Here is a 19,314-nt window from a genome sequence, read left to right on the forward strand (position 1 = left end):
GCCGGTCGCTAGACCGTACGGACCGGGAGGTGCTCGGCGAGGTACCGATTGATCCGCGCCGCCCAGAGCGGGCCCTCGTAGAGGAATGCCGTGTACCCCTGCACCAGGTCGGCTCCGGCGCGGATGCGCTCCAGCACGTCGGCGCCGGACTCGACGCCGCCGACGGAGATGACCGCCACCTCGGGGCCGAGCTCGGTGCGCAGACGCCGGAGGACCTCCAGCGAGCGCTGCTTCAGCGGGGCGCCGGAGAGGCCGCCGGCCCCGATGGCCTCGACCCTGGCCGCGTCCGACCGGAGCCCGTCGCGGCCGATGGTGGTGTTCGTCGCGACGACGCCGTCGAGGCCGAGGTCGCGGACCAGCGCGGCGACGTCGGAGACGTCCTCGTCGCTGAGGTCGGGAGCGATCTTGACCAGCAGCGGCACGTGCCGGCCGGCGGCCTCCGCAGACTCCTCGCGCACTGCGGTCAGCAGCGGGCGCAGGGTCTCGACGCTCTGCAGCAGGCGCAGGCCCGGCGTGTTCGGCGAGCTGACATTGACCACCAGGTAGTCGGCGTGCGGGGCCAGCAGCCGCGTGCTGGCTCGATAGTCGTCGACGGCGTCCTCGAGCTCGACGGCCTTCGTCTTGCCGATGTTCACCCCGACGATCGGGCGGCGGGGGCCGAACCGGCGCCCCAGAACCTCGCGCACCGCCGCGACCCGCGGCGCCACGGTCTCTGCACCGTCGTTGTTGAACCCCATGCGGTTGATCACCGCACGGTCCTCCACCAGGCGGAAGAGACGCGGCTTCGGATTGCCCGGCTGCGCCCGCCCGGTGATCGTCCCGACCTCCACATGCCCGAAGCCCAAGTCGCACAGGGCGGCGACGCCGTGGCCCTCCTTGTCGAAACCCGCCGCCAGACCGAACGGCGACGGGAAGTCCAGGCCCATGACGGTCCGCGCCAGGCGCGGGGCCGGCTTGACCCGAGACCGGTAGAGGGAGGAGGCCCGCGCGCGCTCGGCGATGCGGACGGCGTGGAAGGCGAGGCGGTGGGCGGTCTCCGGGTCCATACGGGTGAAGACGAGCCGGAAGACGGCGGGGTAGATGCGCATGGGTTGTATTTTCGCCCACAGGGAGGCGCACGGGCGAATCGCTATGCTCGTCCCATGTCTTCCAAGCACGCGGCCGAGCAGCGTCCGCCGCAGCAGGCCGACGCACCCGACCCGGCCGAGTCGGACGAGTATGCGGCCACCGTCCCGCCCGGGCATTGGCACCCGGACGTGCTCGGCGCGGGCTTCGAGTACACCAGTTTCCGGGTCGGGGAGGACGACGAGGCGGACCCGAAGACGACCGACACGGCTCTCTATGCCTCGCTCGTGCGCTACCGCCCTGTCGCGCCGCCGGCACCGCTGGCCGCGGAGGACGAGCCCGCGGCCGGGCCGAGGGCGGGAGGCGTGCTGGGCGCGGTCGCCGGAGCATGGCGGCGCGTACTCGGTGGGCTGCGCTCCCCCGGCGAGGCCGCCGGGGGTGCCCGCGGGCGTGCGCCCGGGGACGAGGAGGCCGTCGGGCCGACGAGCACCCCGGCCCCCGCGGTCCTCTACATCCACGGCTGGAGCGACTACTTCTACAATGCGCCGATGGCCGAGTTCTGGCATGGAATGGGGACCCGCTTCTACGCACTGGACCTGCACCGCTACGGGCGCAGCCTGCGTCCGTGGCAGACCCCGGGCTACATGGAGAGCCTGGACGACTACGACGCCGATCTGGAGGGGGCGCTCGACCTGATCCGCCGGGACGGGCCGACCGACCGGGTGATTGTCGTGGCGCACTCCACGGGAGGGCTGATCGCGTCCCTCTGGGCCCACCGCAATCCGGGAGTCGTCGACGCCCTCGTCCTCAATTCGCCGTGGCTCGAGTTCCAGGGCAGCTGGGTGGTGCGGCTGGCGGCGAGCGGCATCCTGGATCCGGTGGCCCGGCGCCGGCCCAAGGCTCGCGTCCGACTGCCCGAGGTGGACTTCTACTGGCAGTCGCTGAGCCGCCTCGGCCAGGGCGAGTGGGACCTGCACCCGCGTTGGCGGCCCCGCTATGCGTTCCCGATCAGGGCAGGCTGGATGGCCGGCATCCTCGAGGGCCATGCCCGGGTCGCCGCAGGACTCGACATCCAGGCCCCGGTGCTCGTCCTCACCAGCCGGCGAACGTTGATCAGCACCCACTTCCGGCCGGAGCACCGGGAGGCGGACTCGGTGCTCGACGTCGAGGTGACACGGCAGCGCGCCCTGAAGCTGGGCGCGGAGGTCACGGTCGTGACGGTGGACGGGGGCATGCACGACGTCTTCACGTCGAAGGAGCGGCCGCGTCGGTTCGCCTACGAGGCCGTCCGGCGCTGGGCGGGCGGGTACGTCAGCGGTCTCCAGCGGCCGGCGAGGGGCTGACCGGCGCGTCCACGGCTCCCCCGTACCGGCGGTCCCGCCGGGCGTAGATCTCGATGGCCCGCCAGAGCGTCCGCCGGTCCACATCGGGCCAGAGGACGTCGAGGAAGACCATCTCGGCGTAGGCGGACTGCCAGAGCATGAAGTTGGACGTCCGCTGCTCGCCGGAGCTGCGCAGGAAGAGATCCACGTCCGGCAGCTCGGGAGCGTAGAGGTAGCGTCCGATGGTCCGCTCGCTGATCCCACCGGGTCTCAGGCGTCCCGCCTCGACGTCCGCCGCGATCCGTTGAACGGCGTCCGTGACCTCGGCGCGGCCGCCGTAGTTCACGCACATGGTCAGCTGGCAGACGTCGTTTCCCGCCGTCAGCTCCTCGGCCGACTTGAGCTCGTTGATGACGCTGCGCCACAGCCGCGGGGCGCGGCCGGACCATTTGACGCGCACGCCCCAGCGGTTCAGCTGGTCGCGACGATTGCGCAGGACCTGCCGGGAGAAGCCCATGAGGAACCGGACCTCGTCCGGGCTGCGTCGCCAGTTCTCCGTCGAGAACGCGTAGACGGACACGTACTCGACGCCCATCTCGACGGCCCCGGCCACGACGTCGAGGAGGGCCGCCTCCCCGGCCCGGTGGCCCTCGGTGCGGGGAAGGCCCCGCTGGTTGGCCCATCGCCCGTTGCCGTCCATCACGATGGCGACGTGCCGTGGGACGAGCTCGGGGGGCACCGGCGGCGGAGTGGCTCCGCTGGGGTGGGGCGCCGGGCGTTCGGGGGCGGGCCGGCCGGGGCCCGAGCGGGACGTGCTTCGGGAGGAGCGCTGGGAGAATCCGGCCATTACGTTCTTTCGACGAGTTTGAGCGACTTGACCACCCGTTCCAGGTGCCATTGGACGTATCCTGCCACAATGTTGGCCGCCTCCCGGCGGGCCGGCGCCTCGCTCGCCGCGGCGGTGGCCCAGTCACCGCGCAGGAGGGCTTCGAGCAGTGCCACGGACTCGGGTGCCGGCGAGAGCGAGCCCGCCGGCCGGCAGTCGTGGCACACGACCCCGCCGAGCGGGATATTCACCGCCTGATGCGGCCCGGGCGCCCCGCAGCGCACGCAGGCCGAGAAGCTCGGGGCCCAGCCCGCGTTCCCCAGGGAGCGCAGGAGATAGGAGTCCAGCAAAAGGACGGGGTCGACGTCGCCGCGGGCGAGCGCGGCCAGCGCTCCGTGGAGCAGACGGTACTGGGCCGCCGTGTCCGTCTCGTCTGCGGAGAGCCGCTCGGCCACGTCCGCCATGGCACTGGCCGCCGTGAAGCGGGAGTAGTCCTGCGACAACGCGTGCCCGTACGGCGACTTCAACTGGGCCTGCGTGACGATGTCCAGGTTCCTGCCCCGGCTGAGCTGCGCCTCCACCAGCATGAAGGGCTCGAGAGTCGCCCCGAGCTTGGAGCTGGTGCGCCGGACGCCCTTGGCGACCGCGCGGACCTGACCATTGCTGGGCGTGAGCAGGATGACGATCCGATCGGCCTCCCCCAGCTTGTGCGTCCGCAGCACGATCGCGGCGGTGCGATACGACTTGGACGCGAAGCTGTAGCGGGGCACGTAGGGATTATCGCACCGATTCCGCGGGCAGGTGCGGCGCCGGGCCCGTCGGAGGGGGCGGGCCCGGCGCGCTGCACTCCCGGTCAGGCCTCGGCGGCGCGGTCCCGGATGGCGCGGTTGACGGCGGAGATCACCGCACGCATGGCGGCGGTCGCGGTGTTCGCGTCGATCCCGACGCCCCAGAGGACCCGTTCGCCGATTGCGCACTCGACGTACGCGGCTGCGGTCGCGGTGCCGCCCTCGCTGAGCGCGTGCTCCGAGTAGTCGAGCACGCGGACGTCCACGCCGTCCTCGGCCAGGATGGTCGCCAGGGCGTTGATGGGGCCGGTGCCGCTGGCGCTGCGCTCGGTCGACGTGCCGTCGACCACCAGCTTGGCGTCGAGGGAGAAGGAGCCGTCCTCGCGCGTCGTGGCGGTGGCCGAGGCGAGACGGTAGTGCCCCCAGGAGCCGCCATCCGCCGCGGAGCCGGCGGGCAGGTACTCGTCCTGGAAGGTCTCCCAGATGGCCTCGGAGCTCATCTCGCCGCCGTCGCCGTCGGTCTTGCGCTGGATCACGCCGGAGAACTCGATCTGCGCGCGGCGCGGCAGGTCCAGGTGGTAGTCGTGCTTGAGCAGGTACGCGACCCCGCCCTTGCCGGACTGGGAGTTGACGCGGATGACGGCCTCGTAGCTGCGGCCGATGTCACGCGGGTCCACCGGCAGGTACGGGACGCCCCAGACCAGATTGTCGACGCTCCTGCCCTCTGCCTCGGCGCGGGCCTCCATGTCCTCGAAGCCCTTCTTGATGGCGTCCTGGTGCGAGCCGGAGAAGGCCGTGAACACGAGGTCGCCGGCCCACGGAGAGCGCTCGGGGACCTTGAGCTGGTTGCAGTACTCGGCGGTCCGGCGGATCTCGTCCATGTTGGAGAAGTCGATCTGCGGGTCCACGCCCTGGGTGAAGAGGTTCATCCCCAGCGTCACCAGATCGACGTTGCCCGTCCGCTCGCCGTTGCCGAACAGGCACCCCTCGATCCGGTCGGCGCCGGCCAGATAGCCCAGCTCGGCCGCGGCGACCGCCGTGCCGCGGTCGTTGTGCGGATGCAGGGACAGGCAGATGGCCTCGCGATTGTTCAGGTTCCGGTGCATCCACTCGATGGAGTCGGCGTAGACGTTCGGGGTGGCCATCTCCACCGTGGCGGGCAGATTGATGATCAGCGGCCGCTCGGGGGTGGGCTCGAGGATGTCGGAGACGGCGTCGCAGATGCGCTTGGCGAACTCCAGCTCGGTCCCCGTGTAGGACTCGGGCGAGTACTCGTAGGTGACGCTCGTCCCCGGGCTCAGGGTCTCCTCGAACTTCTTGCACAGCCGGGCCCCGGAGGTGGCGATGTCGACGATCCCGTCCTCGTCCTGCCGGAAGACGACGCGACGCTGCAGGACGGACGTGGAGTTGTAGAGGTGGACGATCGCGTTCTTCGCGCCGTCGATCGCCTCATAGGTCCGCTGGATCAGGTGCTCCCGGGACTGGGTCAGGACCTGGATGGCGACGTCGTCCGGGATGCGGTCCTGCTCGATGAGCTGGCGCACGAAGTCGAAGTCGGTCTGGGAGGCCGACGGGAAGCCGACTTCGATCTCCTTGTAGCCCATGCCGACCAGCAGATCGAACATCTTGTGCTTGCGCTCGACGTTCATCGGGTCGATGAGGGCCTGGTTGCCGTCCCGCAGGTCGACGGCGCACCAGCGCGGCGCCTTGGTGACGACCTTGTCCGGCCAGGTGCGATCCGGGAGGTCGACCTGGATCTGCTCCTGGAACGGCACGTACTTGTGGATCGGCATTCCGGAGGGTTTCTGAGCGTTGTTCATGGTGGTGACGCCTCTGTCTCTCTAGCGGGTGGGACTAGCTCCTGGTGGGAGCACGGCCGGCAGCACGAAGTCTCCGCAGTGAGGGGGTCGGCCTCGGGGGTTCAGTCTCCCCGTGGGCCCTCACCGCGGCGACCTAGAAGAAGCGACGTCCAACGCATGCGCTCACGCTAGCACCGGCGCGTATCGACGCGGCAAGTCGGCACGCCAATATTGCGGTCCGGACACCGCCCCGGGCGCCCGGCACTCAGAATCCGAGCCGGCCCAGCTGCTTGGGGTCTCGCTGCCACTCCTTCGCTACCTTCACGTGCAGGTCCAGGAAGACGCGCACGCCGAGGAGCGCCTCGATGCTCCTGCGGGACCGCGAACCGACCTCGCGCAGCCGCGCGCCGCCCTTGCCGATGATGATGGCCTTCTGCGAGGGCCGCTCGACATAGAGGTTCACGTGGATGTCGACCAGCGGTTTGTCGGCCGGCCGGTCCTCGCGCGGGAGCATCTCCTCCACCACCACGGCCAGCGAGTGCGGCAGCTCGTCGCGGACCCCCTCGAGCGCCGCCTCGCGGATGAGTTCGGCGACCATCTTGATCTCGGGCTCGTCGGTCAGCTCGCCGTCGGGATAGAGCGGCGGCGACTCGGGCAGCAGCCCCACGAGGACGTCGGCGACCTCGTCGACCTGGTAGTCCTTGGTGGCGGAGACCGGCACGACGGCCGCGAAGCCGCCGCCGTCGAGGATCTCCTCGCCGAGCCGGCTGACGTTCAGGAGCTGCTCCGCGAGGGCCTCCCGGGAGACCAGGTCCGCCTTCGTGACGACGGCGACGACGGGCTTGCGCTGGAGCAGGCCGAGCTGCTGGCCGATGAACCGGTCCCCCGGGCCGATCTTCTCGTTGGCGGGGAGGCAGAAGCCGACGACGTCGACCTCGGAGAGCGTCTCCGCGACCAGATCGTTGAGCCGCTGGCCGAGCAGGGTCCGGGGCCGGTGGAGCCCCGGGGTGTCCACGAGGACCAGCTGGGCGTCGTCGCGGTGGACGATGCCCCGGATCGTGTGGCGCGTCGTCTGCGGCTTGTTGGACGTGATCGCCACCTTGCGCCCCACGAGCGCGTTGGTCAGGGTGGACTTGCCGGCGTTGGGCCGCCCCACGAAGGAGGCGAAGCCGGCCCGGTAGCCCTCCGGGATCTCCGAGCGGAAGAGCTCTCCACCCGTCGCGGTCTTGCTGACGGGCAGTTCCACGTCGCGGTCTGATTTCTTCATGCGGTCTCCTCGGCGATGTCTTCGGTGGTCCGGCGTCCGACGGAGCCGTCCTGCAGTTCGGTGCGGCCGGGCGCCTCGCGCCAGGCGAGGATGCGCCCCACCCGGTTGCGGCGCCCCTCGAGGCTCTCGGCGTGGAGGCGGATCCCGTCCACGGAGACCTCGGAGCCGACGATCGGGACCCTGCCCAGGGTCTTGGCGAGGAGCCCGCCGACGGTGTCGACCTCCTCCTCGTCGAAGTCCTTGTCGAAGATCTCCCCGAGGTCGTCGATCGCGAGGCGGGCGTCGATCCGGTACACGCCCGGCTCGACCTCCTCCGTCTCGTAGCGCGTGGCGTCGTACTCGTCGTCGATCTCGCCGACGATCTCCTCGATGAGGTCCTCGAGGGTCACGAGCCCGGCGGTGCCTCCGTACTCGTCGATGACGATCGCGACGTGGGTGGACTCGTGCTGGAGCTCCTGCAGGAGCTCGGCGACGCCCTTCGACTCGGGGACGTAGCGCACGTCGCGAGCGAGATCCTCGATCCGCCGGTCGTCGTCGTGCCGGGCATGGACCGCCGCGGCCACGTCCTTCAAGTAGACGACCCCGAGGACCTGGTCGGCGCTGTCGCGGATCACCGGGATGCGCGAGCAGCCCGAGCGGAGGAAGAGCGACATGCTCGAGTGCAGGTCCGTGCCGGCGTCGACCGTCACCATGTCGGTGCGCGGGACCATGACGGCACGCACCCGGGTGTCGCCGAGCTCGAAGACCGAGTGGATCAGGTCCGCCTCGACGTCCTCGAGCACGTCGGCCTCATTGGCGCGGTCGACCATGTCGCGGAACTGCTCCTCCGTGAAGAAGGCCTCGTCGTCCGCGTGGTCGCCCGGGCTCAGCCTGGAGCCGACGGCCGTCAGCCACGACGGGACGGGCCCGAGGATCCAGCGCAGGAAGCGGACGAGCGGTGCCGTGAGCACCACGACGCGGTCCGCGTGCAGTCGGCCCAGCCGGCGCGGGGACACGCCGACCAGGACGAAGCCGACCGCGGCCATGGACGCCGTCGCCAGCAGCCCCGCGAGGAACAGGTTGTCCAGCAGGTCGTGGTAGAGGATGCCGAGTGCGACGGCGGCCGCCGTCTCGAACCAGATCCGCCAGAAGCGGACCGCCTGCGTGTGCGGGGCAGGGTCGGCCAGGATGCGCCGCAGCTTGGGGCGCGGCCGCTCGGCCAGCATCTGCTCGGCCCGCTGGCGGGAGAGGAAGAAGTAGGCGGACTCGGCGGCGGTCAGCAGTGCCGCGCCGAGGACGCAGAAGACCGCGAGAGCGGTGAGGACCAGGACGATCAATCGATGGTCTCCTTGGGCGCCGGCCGCCCCAGGAACTCGGTGAGCAGGTTGCGCTGGAGGGTGAACATCTCCTCGCGCTCGGCCGGCTCTCCGTGGTCGAAGCCGAGGAGGTGCAGCATTCCATGGGTTGTGAGCAGCAGGAGCTCATCGGCGGTCGAGTGGCCGGCGCGGCGCGCCTGCTCCCGGGCGACCTGGGGGCAGATCACGATGTCGCCGAGCGTGCCCGCCGGGGTCTGCGAGCCCGGCCGTCCGGGGCTGAGCTCGTCCATGGGGAAGGACATGACATCGGTGGGCCCGGCCAGGTCCATCCACTCCAGGTGCAACCGTTCCATGGGGTCCTCGTCCACCAGGATGACGGAGACCTCCGTCTCCGGGTGCACGTAGAGCTGCTCCAGGATGTGGCGGCCGAGGGCCGCGATGGACTCGAGGTCCGCCTCGACGGCGGACTCGTTGTTGACGTCGACCGCCATCTAGGCGCCCTTCCTCTCGATGGCGGCATCCCGCTCGCCGGTGCCTTCGCTCCCGGGACCGCCGGGATCGCCCGTCGCCGGCCCACCCGTCTGGCCCGGGGCTGTCTCGCCGGACGCGCGGACGGCCGTCGCCGCCCGTCGCGGTGCCCGACGGCGCGCGGACGGCGAACGACGAGGATGGCGTGCGGCGTCGTCCTGCTCGTTGGTCCAGGTCTCGTACGCTGTGACGATGTCCGAGACCAACCGGTGCCGGACGACGTCGGAGGCGCTCAGCTCGCAGAAGGCGATGTCGTCGACGCCCCGGAGGATGTCCGTGACCACGCGCAGGCCCGAGCTCGTCCCGCCGGGCAGATCGACCTGGGTCACGTCGCCGGTGACGACGATCTTGGAGCCGAACCCCAGCCGGGTGAGGAACATCTTCATCTGCTCGGGCGTCGTGTTCTGGGCCTCGTCGAGGATGATGAACGCATCGTTGAGCGTCCGCCCACGCATGTAGGCCAGAGGCGCGACCTCGATGGTGCCGGCCGCGATCAGGCGCGGGATCGACTCCGGATCGATCATGTCGTGCAGCGCGTCGTAGAGCGGGCGCAGGTACGGATCGATCTTGTCTGTGAGCGTACCGGGCAGGAAGCCGAGCTTCTCGCCCGCCTCGACCGCGGGCCTGGTCAGGATGATCCGGCTGACCTCCTTGGCCTGGAGCGCCTGGACGGCCTTGGCCATGGCCAGATAGGTCTTGCCCGTTCCGGCAGGACCGATCCCGAAGATGACGGTGTGGTCGTCGATCGCGTCGACGTACGTCTTCTGGTTCACCGTCTTGGGACGGATGCTGCGGCCGCGGCTGGAGAGGATGTTCAAGCCGAAGATCTCCCCGGCGGGAGCCGCGGGCTGGCCGTCGTTGACCATCCGTACCAGCTGCTCGACCAGCTGAGGATTCACGCGCGTGCCCTTGGCGGCGAGGGTGCGGGCCTCCTGGACCACGCGCAGTGCCTTGTCGGCGTGCGGTCCGGCACCGCCGATCGAGAGCTCGTTGCCGCGCACGTGCAGGGTGGCCGCAGGGTAGACCGACTCCAGGATCCGGAGGACCTCGTCATGGGCGCCGAGGGAGGCGACCATCTGCTCGGTGGACCCGAACGTCACGACGTGCGCAGGCACGCCGTCTCCGGCCCCGGCCACGGCGTCGCGGTCGCCGCTCGGCCCCCGGCCTGCGTCTGTCTCCTGGTCCCGGGGGGTCCGTGCGTCTCGGTCCTGGGTCATAAAAGCGGGAACGCCTCCTGCATGTATCGGGCGGCTGCGAGGCCGCAGCACGCCTCCGGCGTGCCCGCCGACCAGTCTACGCGAGGCCCCGCGCCGGGGGCATGCGGGCATCGCACCACGCGGCGGGGCCGCCCGGCGCAATGCCCGCCGTCTAGGTCACGGGCAGGGAACGGGACGGTGCCCTCGTGGTGCCTCCGGGTCTCGATCCGGAAACGATTCCATGCCGACGGGCGGATTCGCATGCGCCGCAGGGCGGATTGTGGCACGCTGTTCCGGTGCCTTGCGCGCGCGGCCCGAGCCGTGCCCGAGGCCGCCACTCGGCCGCAGGAGGCCGGCCCCAGAACCACCGGGTACCGGACCGCGATCGCGCCCGGCCCGGCCGAGCCGAGGACACGGATGGAATCGACGCATCGCAGACGGAAGCTGGCCCGCTGGGCTGCAGCCTCGTCGCTGTGCGTCTGCCTCCTCTCGGCCTGCGCGCCGGTGGAGAGCGCCTCGGTGTCCGCCCGGCTGAGCGCCCCGGCGACTCTCGCGCCCAGTGGAGTCGGCTCCTCCGCCGACGGTCGCGAGGAGGACCTCTCCGCGCGGCAGCTCTCGCCCGTCTACTGGGTCGGCACCGTCGACGGTGAGCGCCGGCTGTACCGCGAGTTCACGCATGCCCACGACCACGGGGACCCGGTGGTGACGGCGCTGCAGCATCTCCTCAACGGCATGCCGTACGACTCGGGATACAGCTCGCTCCTGAGTCCGACCCCGGAGGTCGGCGCATCGATCGACGCGGACAACGTCATCACCGTGGACATCTCCTCCGACGCCTTCCGGCGCAGCCTCGATGCCGCCGACGCCCGGCTGGCCGTGCAGCAGATCGTCTACACGGCGACGGCCGCTGCCGCGTCGGCTGGCCTGCTCTCGGACGAGACGAGCCCGCGCGTGCGGCTCCTCGTGGACGGCCGGAGCGACCGGATGGTCTACGGGCACCTGCGCACGGACGAGCCGATGCCGCGCATCCCCGGGCTGCGGGCCCCCATCTGGATCATCGAGCCGCAGTTCGGCTCGCTCCGCTCCCCCGGCACGGTCCACGTGACAGGGGTCGGGATCGACTACCCCGGCGGCCTGCACTGGAGGGTCGAGCGGATCGGTTCCGCCGGGACGGGCACCGAGGCCGATCTGCTGGAGGAGCCCGTGTCGGTCGACGGAGGCGTCGTCGACGTCGGCCGCGGCGATCTGCCGGAGGACCAGTTCGACGTCCCGGTGGTCCTCGACGAGGGCCTCTACCGCGTCTCCGTCTGGGGCGAGGACGCCGACGGTGGAGAGGCAGGGCTCGACCGGAAGGTCTTCCGCGTGGCGACGGAGCAGGCCACCGGTCACTAGGCGCCGGGGACCGGCCGACGGCGTCGGCCGGGCCCTGCGGTTCCGCGGCTAGTCCAGGTCCCCCACCAGATGGCGGGCGAGGACGAGCGCCGCCGGCCCGGCGGTCCCGGACCGCAGCACGTGCCGGCCGAGCGCCACGGGCCACGCCCCGGCGGCGCGCAGACTCTCGAGCTCCCGCTCGGAGATGCCGCCCTCGGGCCCGACGAGGAGCCACACCTCGTCGAGGGACCGTGCCGCGCCCAGTCCATCCAGCGCGGTCCGGACACGCTCGGCCAGCGGCTCGGCCGCGGCCTCGTGCAGGACCAGCGCCAGACGCTCTGGCCGTTCCTCGCTCGCCCCCTCATCCGGTCCGCGCTCCCCCAGGGGGCCCGGCTGGGTCGGATCCGCGAACGCGGCGGCGAGCTGCGCCGTCGTGCTCGGCGCGCCGACCGACGGGCTCCACGCCCGCCGCGACTGCTTGACGGCGGAACGCACCGTGGCCTGCCACTTGTGGCGCCCCTTGGCGGCCTTCTCGCCGGACCACCGGACGACGCAACGCTCGGCCTGCCAGGGAACGACGGCGGAGACGCCGAGTTCGACGGCGGACTCCACGGCGTGGAGGTCGCGGTCGCCCTTCGCCAGGGCCTGGACCAGCACCACCCGCGTGGCGGGCGCCGGCTCGTCGACGAGGCTGTCGACGCGGGCCGTGAAGGATCGCTTGGCCACGTCGACGACCGTGACGACGGCCCTGCGTCCGCGGCCGCCCAGCAGGTCGAGCTGCTCCCCGGCCCGGACGCGCTTGACCGTCACCGCGTGGTGGCCCTCGTCGCCGTCGACGGAGACGAGGGAGCCCGGCGCGACGTCGTCGAGCTGCCCCTCCGCCGCCAGGAAGGCCTGATTGCTCATCCGGCGCCCCTAGTTCCGGTGGCCGAGCTTCTCGAAGAGCCGCGAGAACATCCCGCCCCGCTCGGCGAGCCTCCCCTCGGCGACGACCTCCCCGCGCAGCTCCGCGAGCTTCTCGATGAGCTCGCGCTGCTCGTCCGAGAGCTTGGTGGGCGTCTCCACCTGGAGGGTGACGATCAGGTCGCCGCGGCCGGTGCCGCGCAGCCGCGGCACGCCGAGCTCCCGGAGCCGGATGGTCTGGCCGGACTGGGTGCCCGGATCGACCGTGATGTCCTGCTCGCCGTCGAACGTGTCCAGCTTCATGTCCGCGCCGAGGATCGCGGCTGTCATGGGGATGTTCATCACGGCGTGGAGGTCGTTCCCGTCGCGCTCGAACACCGCGTGACGGCGGACGTCGATCTCCACGTAGAGGTCTCCGGCCGGGCCTCCGCCCGGACCGGCCTCGCCCTGCCCGGCGAGGTGGATGCGCGTGCCCGAGGCGACGCCTGCGGGGACCTTCAACTGCTTGCTGACGTGCTCGCGGACGCGGCCCTGGCCGTTGCACTCGTTGCAGGGGTCCTCGATCACATCGCCGTGCCCGCGGCAGATGTGGCAGGTCTCGAGGGTCATCATCTGGCCCAGGACCGACCGGACGGGGCGCTGGACCTGGCCGCGCCCCTGGCAGTTCGGGCAGGTCTTCGGGGAGGTGCCCGGCCGGCAGCAGCTGCCCTGGCAGGTCCCGCACGTCACGGCGGTCTCCATCTCCAGGGGGTAGACCACTCCCTGGACGGCGTCCTTCAGCGAGATCGACGCCGTGATCAGCGCATCCCGCCCGCGCTGCGTGCGCGAGACGGGGCCCGCCTGCCCGCCGCCGCCGAAGAACTGCTCGAAGATGTCGCCGAAGCCGCCGAACCCGGCTCCTCCGAACCCGCCGCCGCCGAAGCCCTGCGGGTTTCCATTCTCATCGCCCGTCGTGTCGTAGTTCTGGCGCTTCTGCGGGTCCGAGAGGACTTCGTAGGCGCGGGTGACCTGCTTGAACTGGTCGGAGGCGTCGGCGCCCGGGTTGACGTCCGGGTGCAGCTTCCGGGCCAGCTTGCGGTAGGCCTTCTTGATCTCCTCGGCGGAGGCGTCCCGGGAGACGCCCAGCACCTCGTAGTAGTCGCTCACGTTGCTAACTCTGTCCTTTCGAACTTCCGTCTGTCAGTCCAGCCCCTGGGGGCGGACCGGAGTCTGTGGGGCCCCGCCGATCAGCCGACGAGGATGCGGGATAGGTAACGCGCCACGGCCCTGACCGCGGACATGGAGCTCCCGTAGTCCATGCGCGTCGGCCCGAGGACGCCGATCTTGGCGCGCTGCTCGGGACCGTAGCCCGTCGCGACGACCGACGTCTCCGTGAGCCCGTCGTAGACGTTCTCGCGGCCGATCTTCACGGCGATCCCGCGGGCATCGAGCTCCATCTCGGAGAGCAGGCGCAGAAGCACCACCTGCTCCTCGAGCGCCTCCAGGACGGGCGTGATCGTCAGAGCGAAGTCGCGGTCCGAGCGGGCGAGGTTCGCCGTGCCCGCCATGATGACCCGGTCGACGACGCCGTGCTCCGAGAGCGCCTGCACGGCGGCGGCGACGGTATGCCCCGTCGGCTGCAGCACGGGCGGCAGCTCGCGGACCGCGGCGCCGAGCAGACCGGCGATCTCGTCGAGGCGGCGACCGTGCAGACTGTTCAGCAGCGCGGTCTTCACGAGGACGAGGTCCTCGTCCGTCACGTCGGCCTGCAAGTGTACGACCCGCTGCTCCACCTTGCCATTCGAGCCGATGAGCACCACGAGCACCCGACGCTCGCCGAGTCCGACGAGCTCGATGTGCCGCACCGCGGTGTTGCTGAACTGCGGCACCTGGAGGACGGCGACCTGGTTCGTCAGCTGGGCGAGGAGCCGCACGGTGCCCTCGAGGACGTCCTCGACGTCGGCGGCACCCTCCATGAGGGACTGGATCGCCCGGCGCTCGGCGGGCGAGAGCGGGCGGACCTCCTCGATCCGGTCCACGAACTGGCGGTAGCCACGCTCGGTCGGGATGCGACCGGACGACGTGTGCGGGGCGACGATCAGCCCCTCCTCCTCGAGCACGGCCATGTCGTTGCGCACGGTGGCCGCCGAGACGCCCAGATTGTGCCGGTCGAGAAGCGCCTTGGAGCCCACCGGCTCCCGCGACTGGACGAAGTCCTCGACGATGGCTCGCAGGACCTCGAGTCGACGCGCATCGGACATCGTTCCCCTCCGTCTCCACTGCTTAGCACTCGACACGTTCAAGTGCTAAGTCTAGTACGGATGGTGCCTTGCTAGCATGATCGCCGGCGAGCCGCGGCCGCGGACCGCTCCGCGAGTCGCACCGTCCGAGTCGCCGCACGCATCCCGTCCCTGTCCGAAGGAGCCGCATGTTCGACTACTCCTGGGGCGCGCAGCAGCTCTCCCCGCAGAAGAAGAAGGAGCTCCGCCGGGTTGCCGCCGAACGCGACATGGTGCTCGAGGACGCGGAGTCGGGCTGGGTCGGGGCCGTCGTCAGGATCGAGCGGGTCGGCGGGATGGCCACCGTGGCGCTGGAGGACCGGCGCGGGCGAACGAAGAGCTTCCCGCTCGGCTTCGGCTTCCTCCTCGACGGCGAGCCGATCGAGCTCCTGCCGCCGCGGCCGAAGGCGGCGACCGGGACGCTGCGGTCGGCGTCGGGCTCCGTCGTCGTCCAGAACCACCGCGCCCGCCAGGCTCGGGCCTCGCGGATCTGGGTCGAGGGCAAGCACGACGCAGAGCTCGTCGAGAAGGTCTGGGGGCACGATCTGCGCGTGGAGGGAATCGTCGTGGAGCCTCTCCACGGAGTCGACGACCTGTCCGGGCTCGTCCGCGAGTTCGCCCCGGGGCCGGAGCGACGGCTCGGGGTCCTCGTCGACCACCTCGTCCCGGGGTCCAAGGAGTCCCGCATCGCCGCCGAGGCCATGCGGGTCCCCGGGGCCGGCGGCAACGTCCTCATCGTGGGCCACCCCTACGTGGACGTCTGGCAGGCGATCAAGCCGCAGGTCATCGGCATCGAGGACTGGCCGGTGGTGCCGCGGGGGCTGGACTGGAAGACCGGGATCCTGCGCGGTCTCGGCTGGCCGCACGAGTCGCAGGCCGACGTCGCGGACGGATGGCGGCGACTCCTCGGCTCCGTGCGGACGTACGCGGACCTGGAGCCGAGTCTGCTCGGCCGCGTGGAGGAGGTCATCGACTTCCTCACCGCCGGGGCCGACTGACCGGCCCGACGGAGTCTGGCAGGTTCTCCCGGCTCGCACCATTACACTTGCGGTGTCGGCATCCCGGCAACGACCAGGACAGGTGGACGAAGGAAGAAATGCCCGAGAGGTACAGCGAACCCACAGAGCGCCCCGGCGCGCAGTTCGACGGTTCTTCGCCGGCCGCTGAGCGGCTGACCCCCACTCAGGACCGCCAGTGGGCCACCATGGCGCACTTCGGCGCGATCCTGGGTTGCATCCCGTCCGCCGTCATCTACTACGTCTACCGCGAGCGCGGGCCGTTCACCGCCCAGGAGGCCCGCGAGGCCCTGAACTTCACGTTCCCGCTGACCGTGGTCGCCCTGATCTGCAACCTGCTGACGCTGATTCCCGTGATCGGCGGATTCTTCGCGGTCATCGCCGTGGCCGTGTGGGTCGTCCTCACGGTCAACGGCCTGGTCGCCGGTCTCGAGGCGAACCGTGGCCGCCCGTACCGCTACCGGTTCAACCTCCGCCTGTTCAAGTAGGCACCCGTCCGGTGCCCCCGCGGGGCGAGACGAACCCGCGGCGGCCCGCCGATCCGCTCAGAAGCCCAGCAGCCGCCGGACCACCGCATCGGCCAGCAGCCGACCGTCGAGCGTCAGACGCAGCCGGCCCCGGAGTGCCTCCGGCCCCTCGACGAGGCCGTCGGCGATCAGACCCGCCACCGCCGCCCGGGCGGCGTCCGGCAGTGTGTCGATCTGCAGGCCCTCGCGGAGTCTCGAACGCAGCATGACGTCCTCGAGGAGTCTGGCCTCGGCGTCGGGCGTCTCCCGCCCCGCTGCCGGCGACTCGCCGGCGTCGAGCCGCTGCTGGTAGGCGGCCGGGTGCTTCACGTTCCACCAGCGCACGCCGCCGGCGTGCGAGTGCGCTCCCGGCCCGACGCCCCACCAGTCGCCGCCCCGCCAGTACGCGAGGTTGTGCCGGCACTGGCTCGCCGCACCCCGCGACCAGTTGCTGACCTCGTACCACTCGAATCCGGCCTCGGCGAGGAGGCGATCGGCGAGGAGGTACTTGTCGGCATGGTCGTCGTCGTCGATGTCGGGCACCTCGCCCCGACGGATCTGGGCGGCCAGCCGTGTCCCCTCCTCGATGATGAGCGCGTAGGCCGAGATGTGGTCGGGCTGGTACGAGATCGCCTCGGTCAGGCTGAGCTCCCAGTCGGCCAGCGACTCCCCCGGCGTCCCGTAGATCAGATCGACGCTCACCTGCAGGCCAGCGTCCTTGGCCCACTGCACGGCCAGGGGGACCCGGGACGGGCGGTGCGTGCGATCCAGGACGTCCAGCACGTGCGGCACCGCAGACTGCATGCCCAGCGAGACGCGCGTGAAGCCTCCCTGCGCCAGCGTCCGGAAGGTCTCCGGCGTGACCGACTCGGGGTTGGCCTCGGTCGTCACCTCGGCGCCCGGCGCCAGGCCCCACTCCTCCCGCACCGTGTCGAGGATGGACACGAGGTCCGACGCCGGCAGGAGGGTGGGCGTGCCGCCGCCGAAGAAGACCGTCTCGACCGGCCGCCGCGGCAGGCCGGACGCGTCCAGCGCGCCAGCGCCGAAGACGACCTCGCGGCTCGCGGCGGCAGCATAGGTGTCCTGGCTCGCGCCGTGGCCGAGCTCCGTTGCCGTGTAGGTATTGAAGTCGCAGTAGCCGCAGCGGACCGCGCAGAACGGTATGTGCACATACGCCGAGAAGGTGCGCTCGGCGGCCCCGGCCGCCGCCGAGGCGGGGAGCACGCCGTTGGACGGCGCCGGGTCGCCCAGCGGGAGGGTGGAGGGCACGCTACTTCTTCTTGTCCGCCGAGGAATCGGAGGACAGCGCGGCGATGAAGGCCTCCTGGGGAACCTCGACGCGTCCGAACATCTTCATGCGCTTCTTGCCCTCCTTCTGCTTCTCCAGCAGCTTGCGCTTGCGGCTGATGTCGCCGCCGTAGCACTTGGCCAGGACGTCCTTGCGAATGGCGCGAATGTTCTCGCGGGCGATGATGCGCGAGCCGATGGCCGCCTGGATCGGCACCTCGAACTGCTGGCGGGGGATCAGCTCGCGCAGCTTGCGGGTCATCATGACTCCGTAGGAGTACGCCTTGTCCTTGTGCGTGATCGCGCTGAAGGCGTCGACCTGGTCGCCCTGCAACAGGATGTCGACCTTCACCAGATCCGCGACCTGCTCGCCGTCGGCCTTCCAGTCGAGCGACGCGTAGCCACGGGTTCGGGACTTCAGCTGGTCGAAGAAGTCGAAGACGATCTCGGCCAGCGGGAGCCGGTATCGCATCTCGACACGCTCCTCCGAGAGGTAGTCCATGCCGCCCAGCACGCCACGCTTGCCCTGGCAGAGCTCCATGATCGCGCCGACGAATTCGCTCGGGGCGATCACCGTGGCGGAGACCATGGGCTCCCGCACCTCCAGGATCTTCCCCTCCGGGAATTCGCTGGGATTGGTGACCGTGACAACCTCCTTGTCCTCGGTCACGACGTCGTAGACGACGTTCGGAGCCGTCGAGATGAGGTCGAGGTTGAATTCCCGCTCGAGCCGCTCGCGGACGATCTCGAGGTGGAGGAGCCCCAGGAAGCCGACGCGGAAGCCGAAGCCCAGGGCCACGGAGGTCTCCGGCTCGTACACGAGCGCAGCGTCGTTCAACTGGAGCTTGTCCAGCGCGTCGCGCAGGATCGGGTAGTCGGAACCGTCGATCGGGTACAGCCCGGAGAAGACCATCGGCTTCGGATCGGCGTAGCCGCTGAGCTGCTGGTCGGCCGGCCGGTTCAGGTTGGTCACCGTGTCGCCGACCTTGGACTGCCGCACGTCCTTCACCCCCGTGATGAGGTAGCCCACCTCGCCGACGCCGAGCCCCTTCGTCGGGACCGGCTCGGGCGCGCTGACGCCGATCTCGAGGAGCTCGTGCGTCGCGCCCGTGGACATCATCTTGATCCGCTCGCGTGGCTGCAGCATGCCGTCGACCACGCGGATGTACGTCACGACGCCGCGGTAGGTGTCGTAGACCGAGTCGAAGATCATGGCCCGTGCGGGTGCTTCCGCGTCCCCCACGGGCGGCGGCAGCTGGCGGACGATCTGGTCCAGGAGGGCCTCGACGCCCTCGCCCGTCTTCCCCGAGACCCGCAGGACGTCATCGGGGTCCCCGCCGATGAGGTGCGCCAGCTCGGCCGCGTACTTCTCGGGCTGCGCCGCCGGCAGGTCGATCTTGTTCAGGACGGGGATGATCGTCAGATCGTTCTCCATGGCCAGGTACAGGTTCGCCAGCGTCTGCGCCTCGATGCCCTGGGCGGCGTCCACGAGCAGGATGGCGCCCTCGCAGGCGGCGAGAGAGCGGGAGACCTCGTAGGTGAAGTCCACGTGCCCGGGTGTGTCGATCATGTTCAGCGCGTAGGTCACGCCGTTCTCGTCCTCCCACGGCATGCGCACGGCCTGGGACTTGATGGTGATGCCGCGCTCGCGCTCGATGTCCATGCGGTCGAGGTACTGGGCCTTCATGTCGCGCGGCTGCACCACGCCCGTTGCCTGGAGCATGCGGTCCGCCAGAGTGGACTTGCCATGGTCGATGTGGGCGATGATGCAGAAGTTCCGGATCACCGACGGATCGGTTTTCGAAGGGGCCGGAGCATTGCGGGCCAAAGGAGACACGGTTTCGGGGACCTCGCTGGGTTTCGGACATGGGTCAGGATCGACCCCTG

At 70.8% G+C, this 19,314-nt stretch carries 17 protein-coding genes; 4 read left to right on the forward strand and 13 right to left on the reverse strand.

Annotated features, from left to right (window positions below):
- Positions 1-8: 8 nt before the first annotated feature.
- Positions 9-1,088 carry a quinone-dependent dihydroorotate dehydrogenase gene (locus tag ABD784_RS02025; protein WP_344879211.1) on the reverse strand — a complete coding sequence of 360 codons (1,080 nt, stop codon included), beginning with the start codon at positions 1,086-1,088 and terminating at the stop codon, positions 9-11.
- A gap of 54 nt (positions 1,089-1,142) precedes the next feature.
- Between ABD784_RS02025 and ABD784_RS02030 the strand changes: the two genes are divergently transcribed.
- On the forward strand, positions 1,143-2,408 hold the full coding sequence (locus ABD784_RS02030) for an alpha/beta hydrolase (protein ID WP_344879214.1): 1,266 nt from the start codon (positions 1,143-1,145) through the stop codon (positions 2,406-2,408).
- On the opposite strand, the gene ABD784_RS02035 is transcribed toward ABD784_RS02030, so the two are convergent.
- The 7 genes from ABD784_RS02035 to ABD784_RS02065 all read right to left on the reverse strand — a co-directional run bounded on the left by ABD784_RS02035 (position 2,377) and on the right by ABD784_RS02065 (position 9,966).
- Entirely contained in the window at positions 2,377-3,234 is an 858-nt protein-coding gene (locus ABD784_RS02035) for an isoprenyl transferase (RefSeq protein WP_344879217.1), read from the reverse strand. The genes ABD784_RS02030 and ABD784_RS02035 overlap by 32 nt on opposite strands.
- The gene (recO, locus tag ABD784_RS02040; RefSeq protein WP_344879220.1) at positions 3,234-3,983 is read right to left on the reverse strand and encodes a DNA repair protein RecO; all 750 of its coding nucleotides are present in this window, start codon (positions 3,981-3,983) and stop codon (positions 3,234-3,236) included. The genes ABD784_RS02035 and recO overlap by 1 nt, the downstream gene beginning before the upstream one ends.
- A gap of 83 nt (positions 3,984-4,066) precedes the next feature.
- Entirely contained in the window at positions 4,067-5,821 is a 1,755-nt protein-coding gene (gene leuA / locus ABD784_RS02045) for a 2-isopropylmalate synthase (RefSeq protein WP_344879223.1), read from the reverse strand.
- Between the two features lie 244 nt (positions 5,822-6,065).
- The gene (gene era, locus ABD784_RS02050; RefSeq protein ID WP_344879226.1) at positions 6,066-7,067 is read right to left on the reverse strand and encodes a GTPase Era; all 1,002 of its coding nucleotides are present in this window, start codon (positions 7,065-7,067) and stop codon (positions 6,066-6,068) included.
- The gene (locus tag ABD784_RS02055) at positions 7,064-8,383 is read right to left on the reverse strand and encodes a hemolysin family protein (protein WP_344879228.1); all 1,320 of its coding nucleotides are present in this window, start codon (positions 8,381-8,383) and stop codon (positions 7,064-7,066) included. Before ABD784_RS02055 ends, era begins: the two co-directional genes overlap by 4 nt.
- Positions 8,380-8,853 carry an rRNA maturation RNase YbeY gene (gene ybeY / locus ABD784_RS02060; RefSeq protein ID WP_344879231.1) on the reverse strand — a complete coding sequence of 158 codons (474 nt, stop codon included), beginning with the start codon at positions 8,851-8,853 and terminating at the stop codon, positions 8,380-8,382. Before ybeY ends, ABD784_RS02055 begins: the two co-directional genes overlap by 4 nt.
- Positions 8,854-9,966 carry a PhoH family protein gene (locus tag ABD784_RS02065; protein ID WP_344881255.1) on the reverse strand — a complete coding sequence of 371 codons (1,113 nt, stop codon included), beginning with the start codon at positions 9,964-9,966 and terminating at the stop codon, positions 8,854-8,856.
- 537 nt (positions 9,967-10,503) lie between these two features.
- Here ABD784_RS02065 and ABD784_RS02070 point away from each other — a divergent pair.
- Positions 10,504-11,478, forward strand: a complete 975-nt coding sequence (locus ABD784_RS02070) for a GerMN domain-containing protein (protein WP_344879234.1) — start codon at positions 10,504-10,506, stop codon at positions 11,476-11,478.
- Between the two features lie 48 nt (positions 11,479-11,526).
- Here ABD784_RS02070 and ABD784_RS02075 read toward each other — a convergent pair whose 3' ends face one another.
- The 3 genes from ABD784_RS02075 to hrcA form a co-directional block, all read right to left on the reverse strand.
- Complete coding sequence (locus ABD784_RS02075) at positions 11,527-12,363, reverse strand: RsmE family RNA methyltransferase (protein WP_344879237.1); 837 nt, start codon at positions 12,361-12,363, stop codon at positions 11,527-11,529.
- 9 nt (positions 12,364-12,372) lie between these two features.
- A complete protein-coding gene (gene dnaJ / locus ABD784_RS02080) occupies positions 12,373-13,506 on the reverse strand; it encodes a molecular chaperone DnaJ (RefSeq protein WP_344879241.1) in 1,134 nt (377 codons plus the stop codon).
- A gap of 80 nt (positions 13,507-13,586) precedes the next feature.
- On the reverse strand, positions 13,587-14,600 hold the full coding sequence (gene hrcA / locus ABD784_RS02085; protein ID WP_344879244.1) for a heat-inducible transcriptional repressor HrcA: 1,014 nt from the start codon (positions 14,598-14,600) through the stop codon (positions 13,587-13,589).
- A gap of 167 nt (positions 14,601-14,767) precedes the next feature.
- Between hrcA and ABD784_RS02090 the strand changes: the two genes are divergently transcribed.
- Positions 14,768-15,616 (forward strand): DUF3097 domain-containing protein, encoded by an 849-nt coding sequence (locus ABD784_RS02090; RefSeq protein ID WP_344879247.1) that lies wholly within the window; start codon positions 14,768-14,770, stop codon positions 15,614-15,616.
- A gap of 98 nt (positions 15,617-15,714) precedes the next feature.
- Complete coding sequence (locus ABD784_RS02095) at positions 15,715-16,122, forward strand: DUF4870 domain-containing protein (protein ID WP_344879250.1); 408 nt, start codon at positions 15,715-15,717, stop codon at positions 16,120-16,122.
- 57 nt (positions 16,123-16,179) lie between these two features.
- Here ABD784_RS02095 and hemW read toward each other — a convergent pair whose 3' ends face one another.
- Together hemW and lepA are read right to left on the reverse strand one after the other, a co-directional pair.
- Positions 16,180-17,409 (reverse strand): radical SAM family heme chaperone HemW, encoded by a 1,230-nt coding sequence (gene hemW / locus ABD784_RS02100; RefSeq protein ID WP_344879253.1) that lies wholly within the window; start codon positions 17,407-17,409, stop codon positions 16,180-16,182.
- 1 nt (position 17,410) lies between these two features.
- Entirely contained in the window at positions 17,411-19,264 is a 1,854-nt protein-coding gene (lepA, locus tag ABD784_RS02105; protein ID WP_344879256.1) for a translation elongation factor 4, read from the reverse strand.
- Positions 19,265-19,314 lie beyond the last annotated feature (50 nt).

The organism is Zhihengliuella alba, from assembly GCF_039538765.1.
GTDB lineage: Bacteria > Actinomycetota > Actinomycetes > Actinomycetales > Micrococcaceae > Zhihengliuella > Zhihengliuella alba.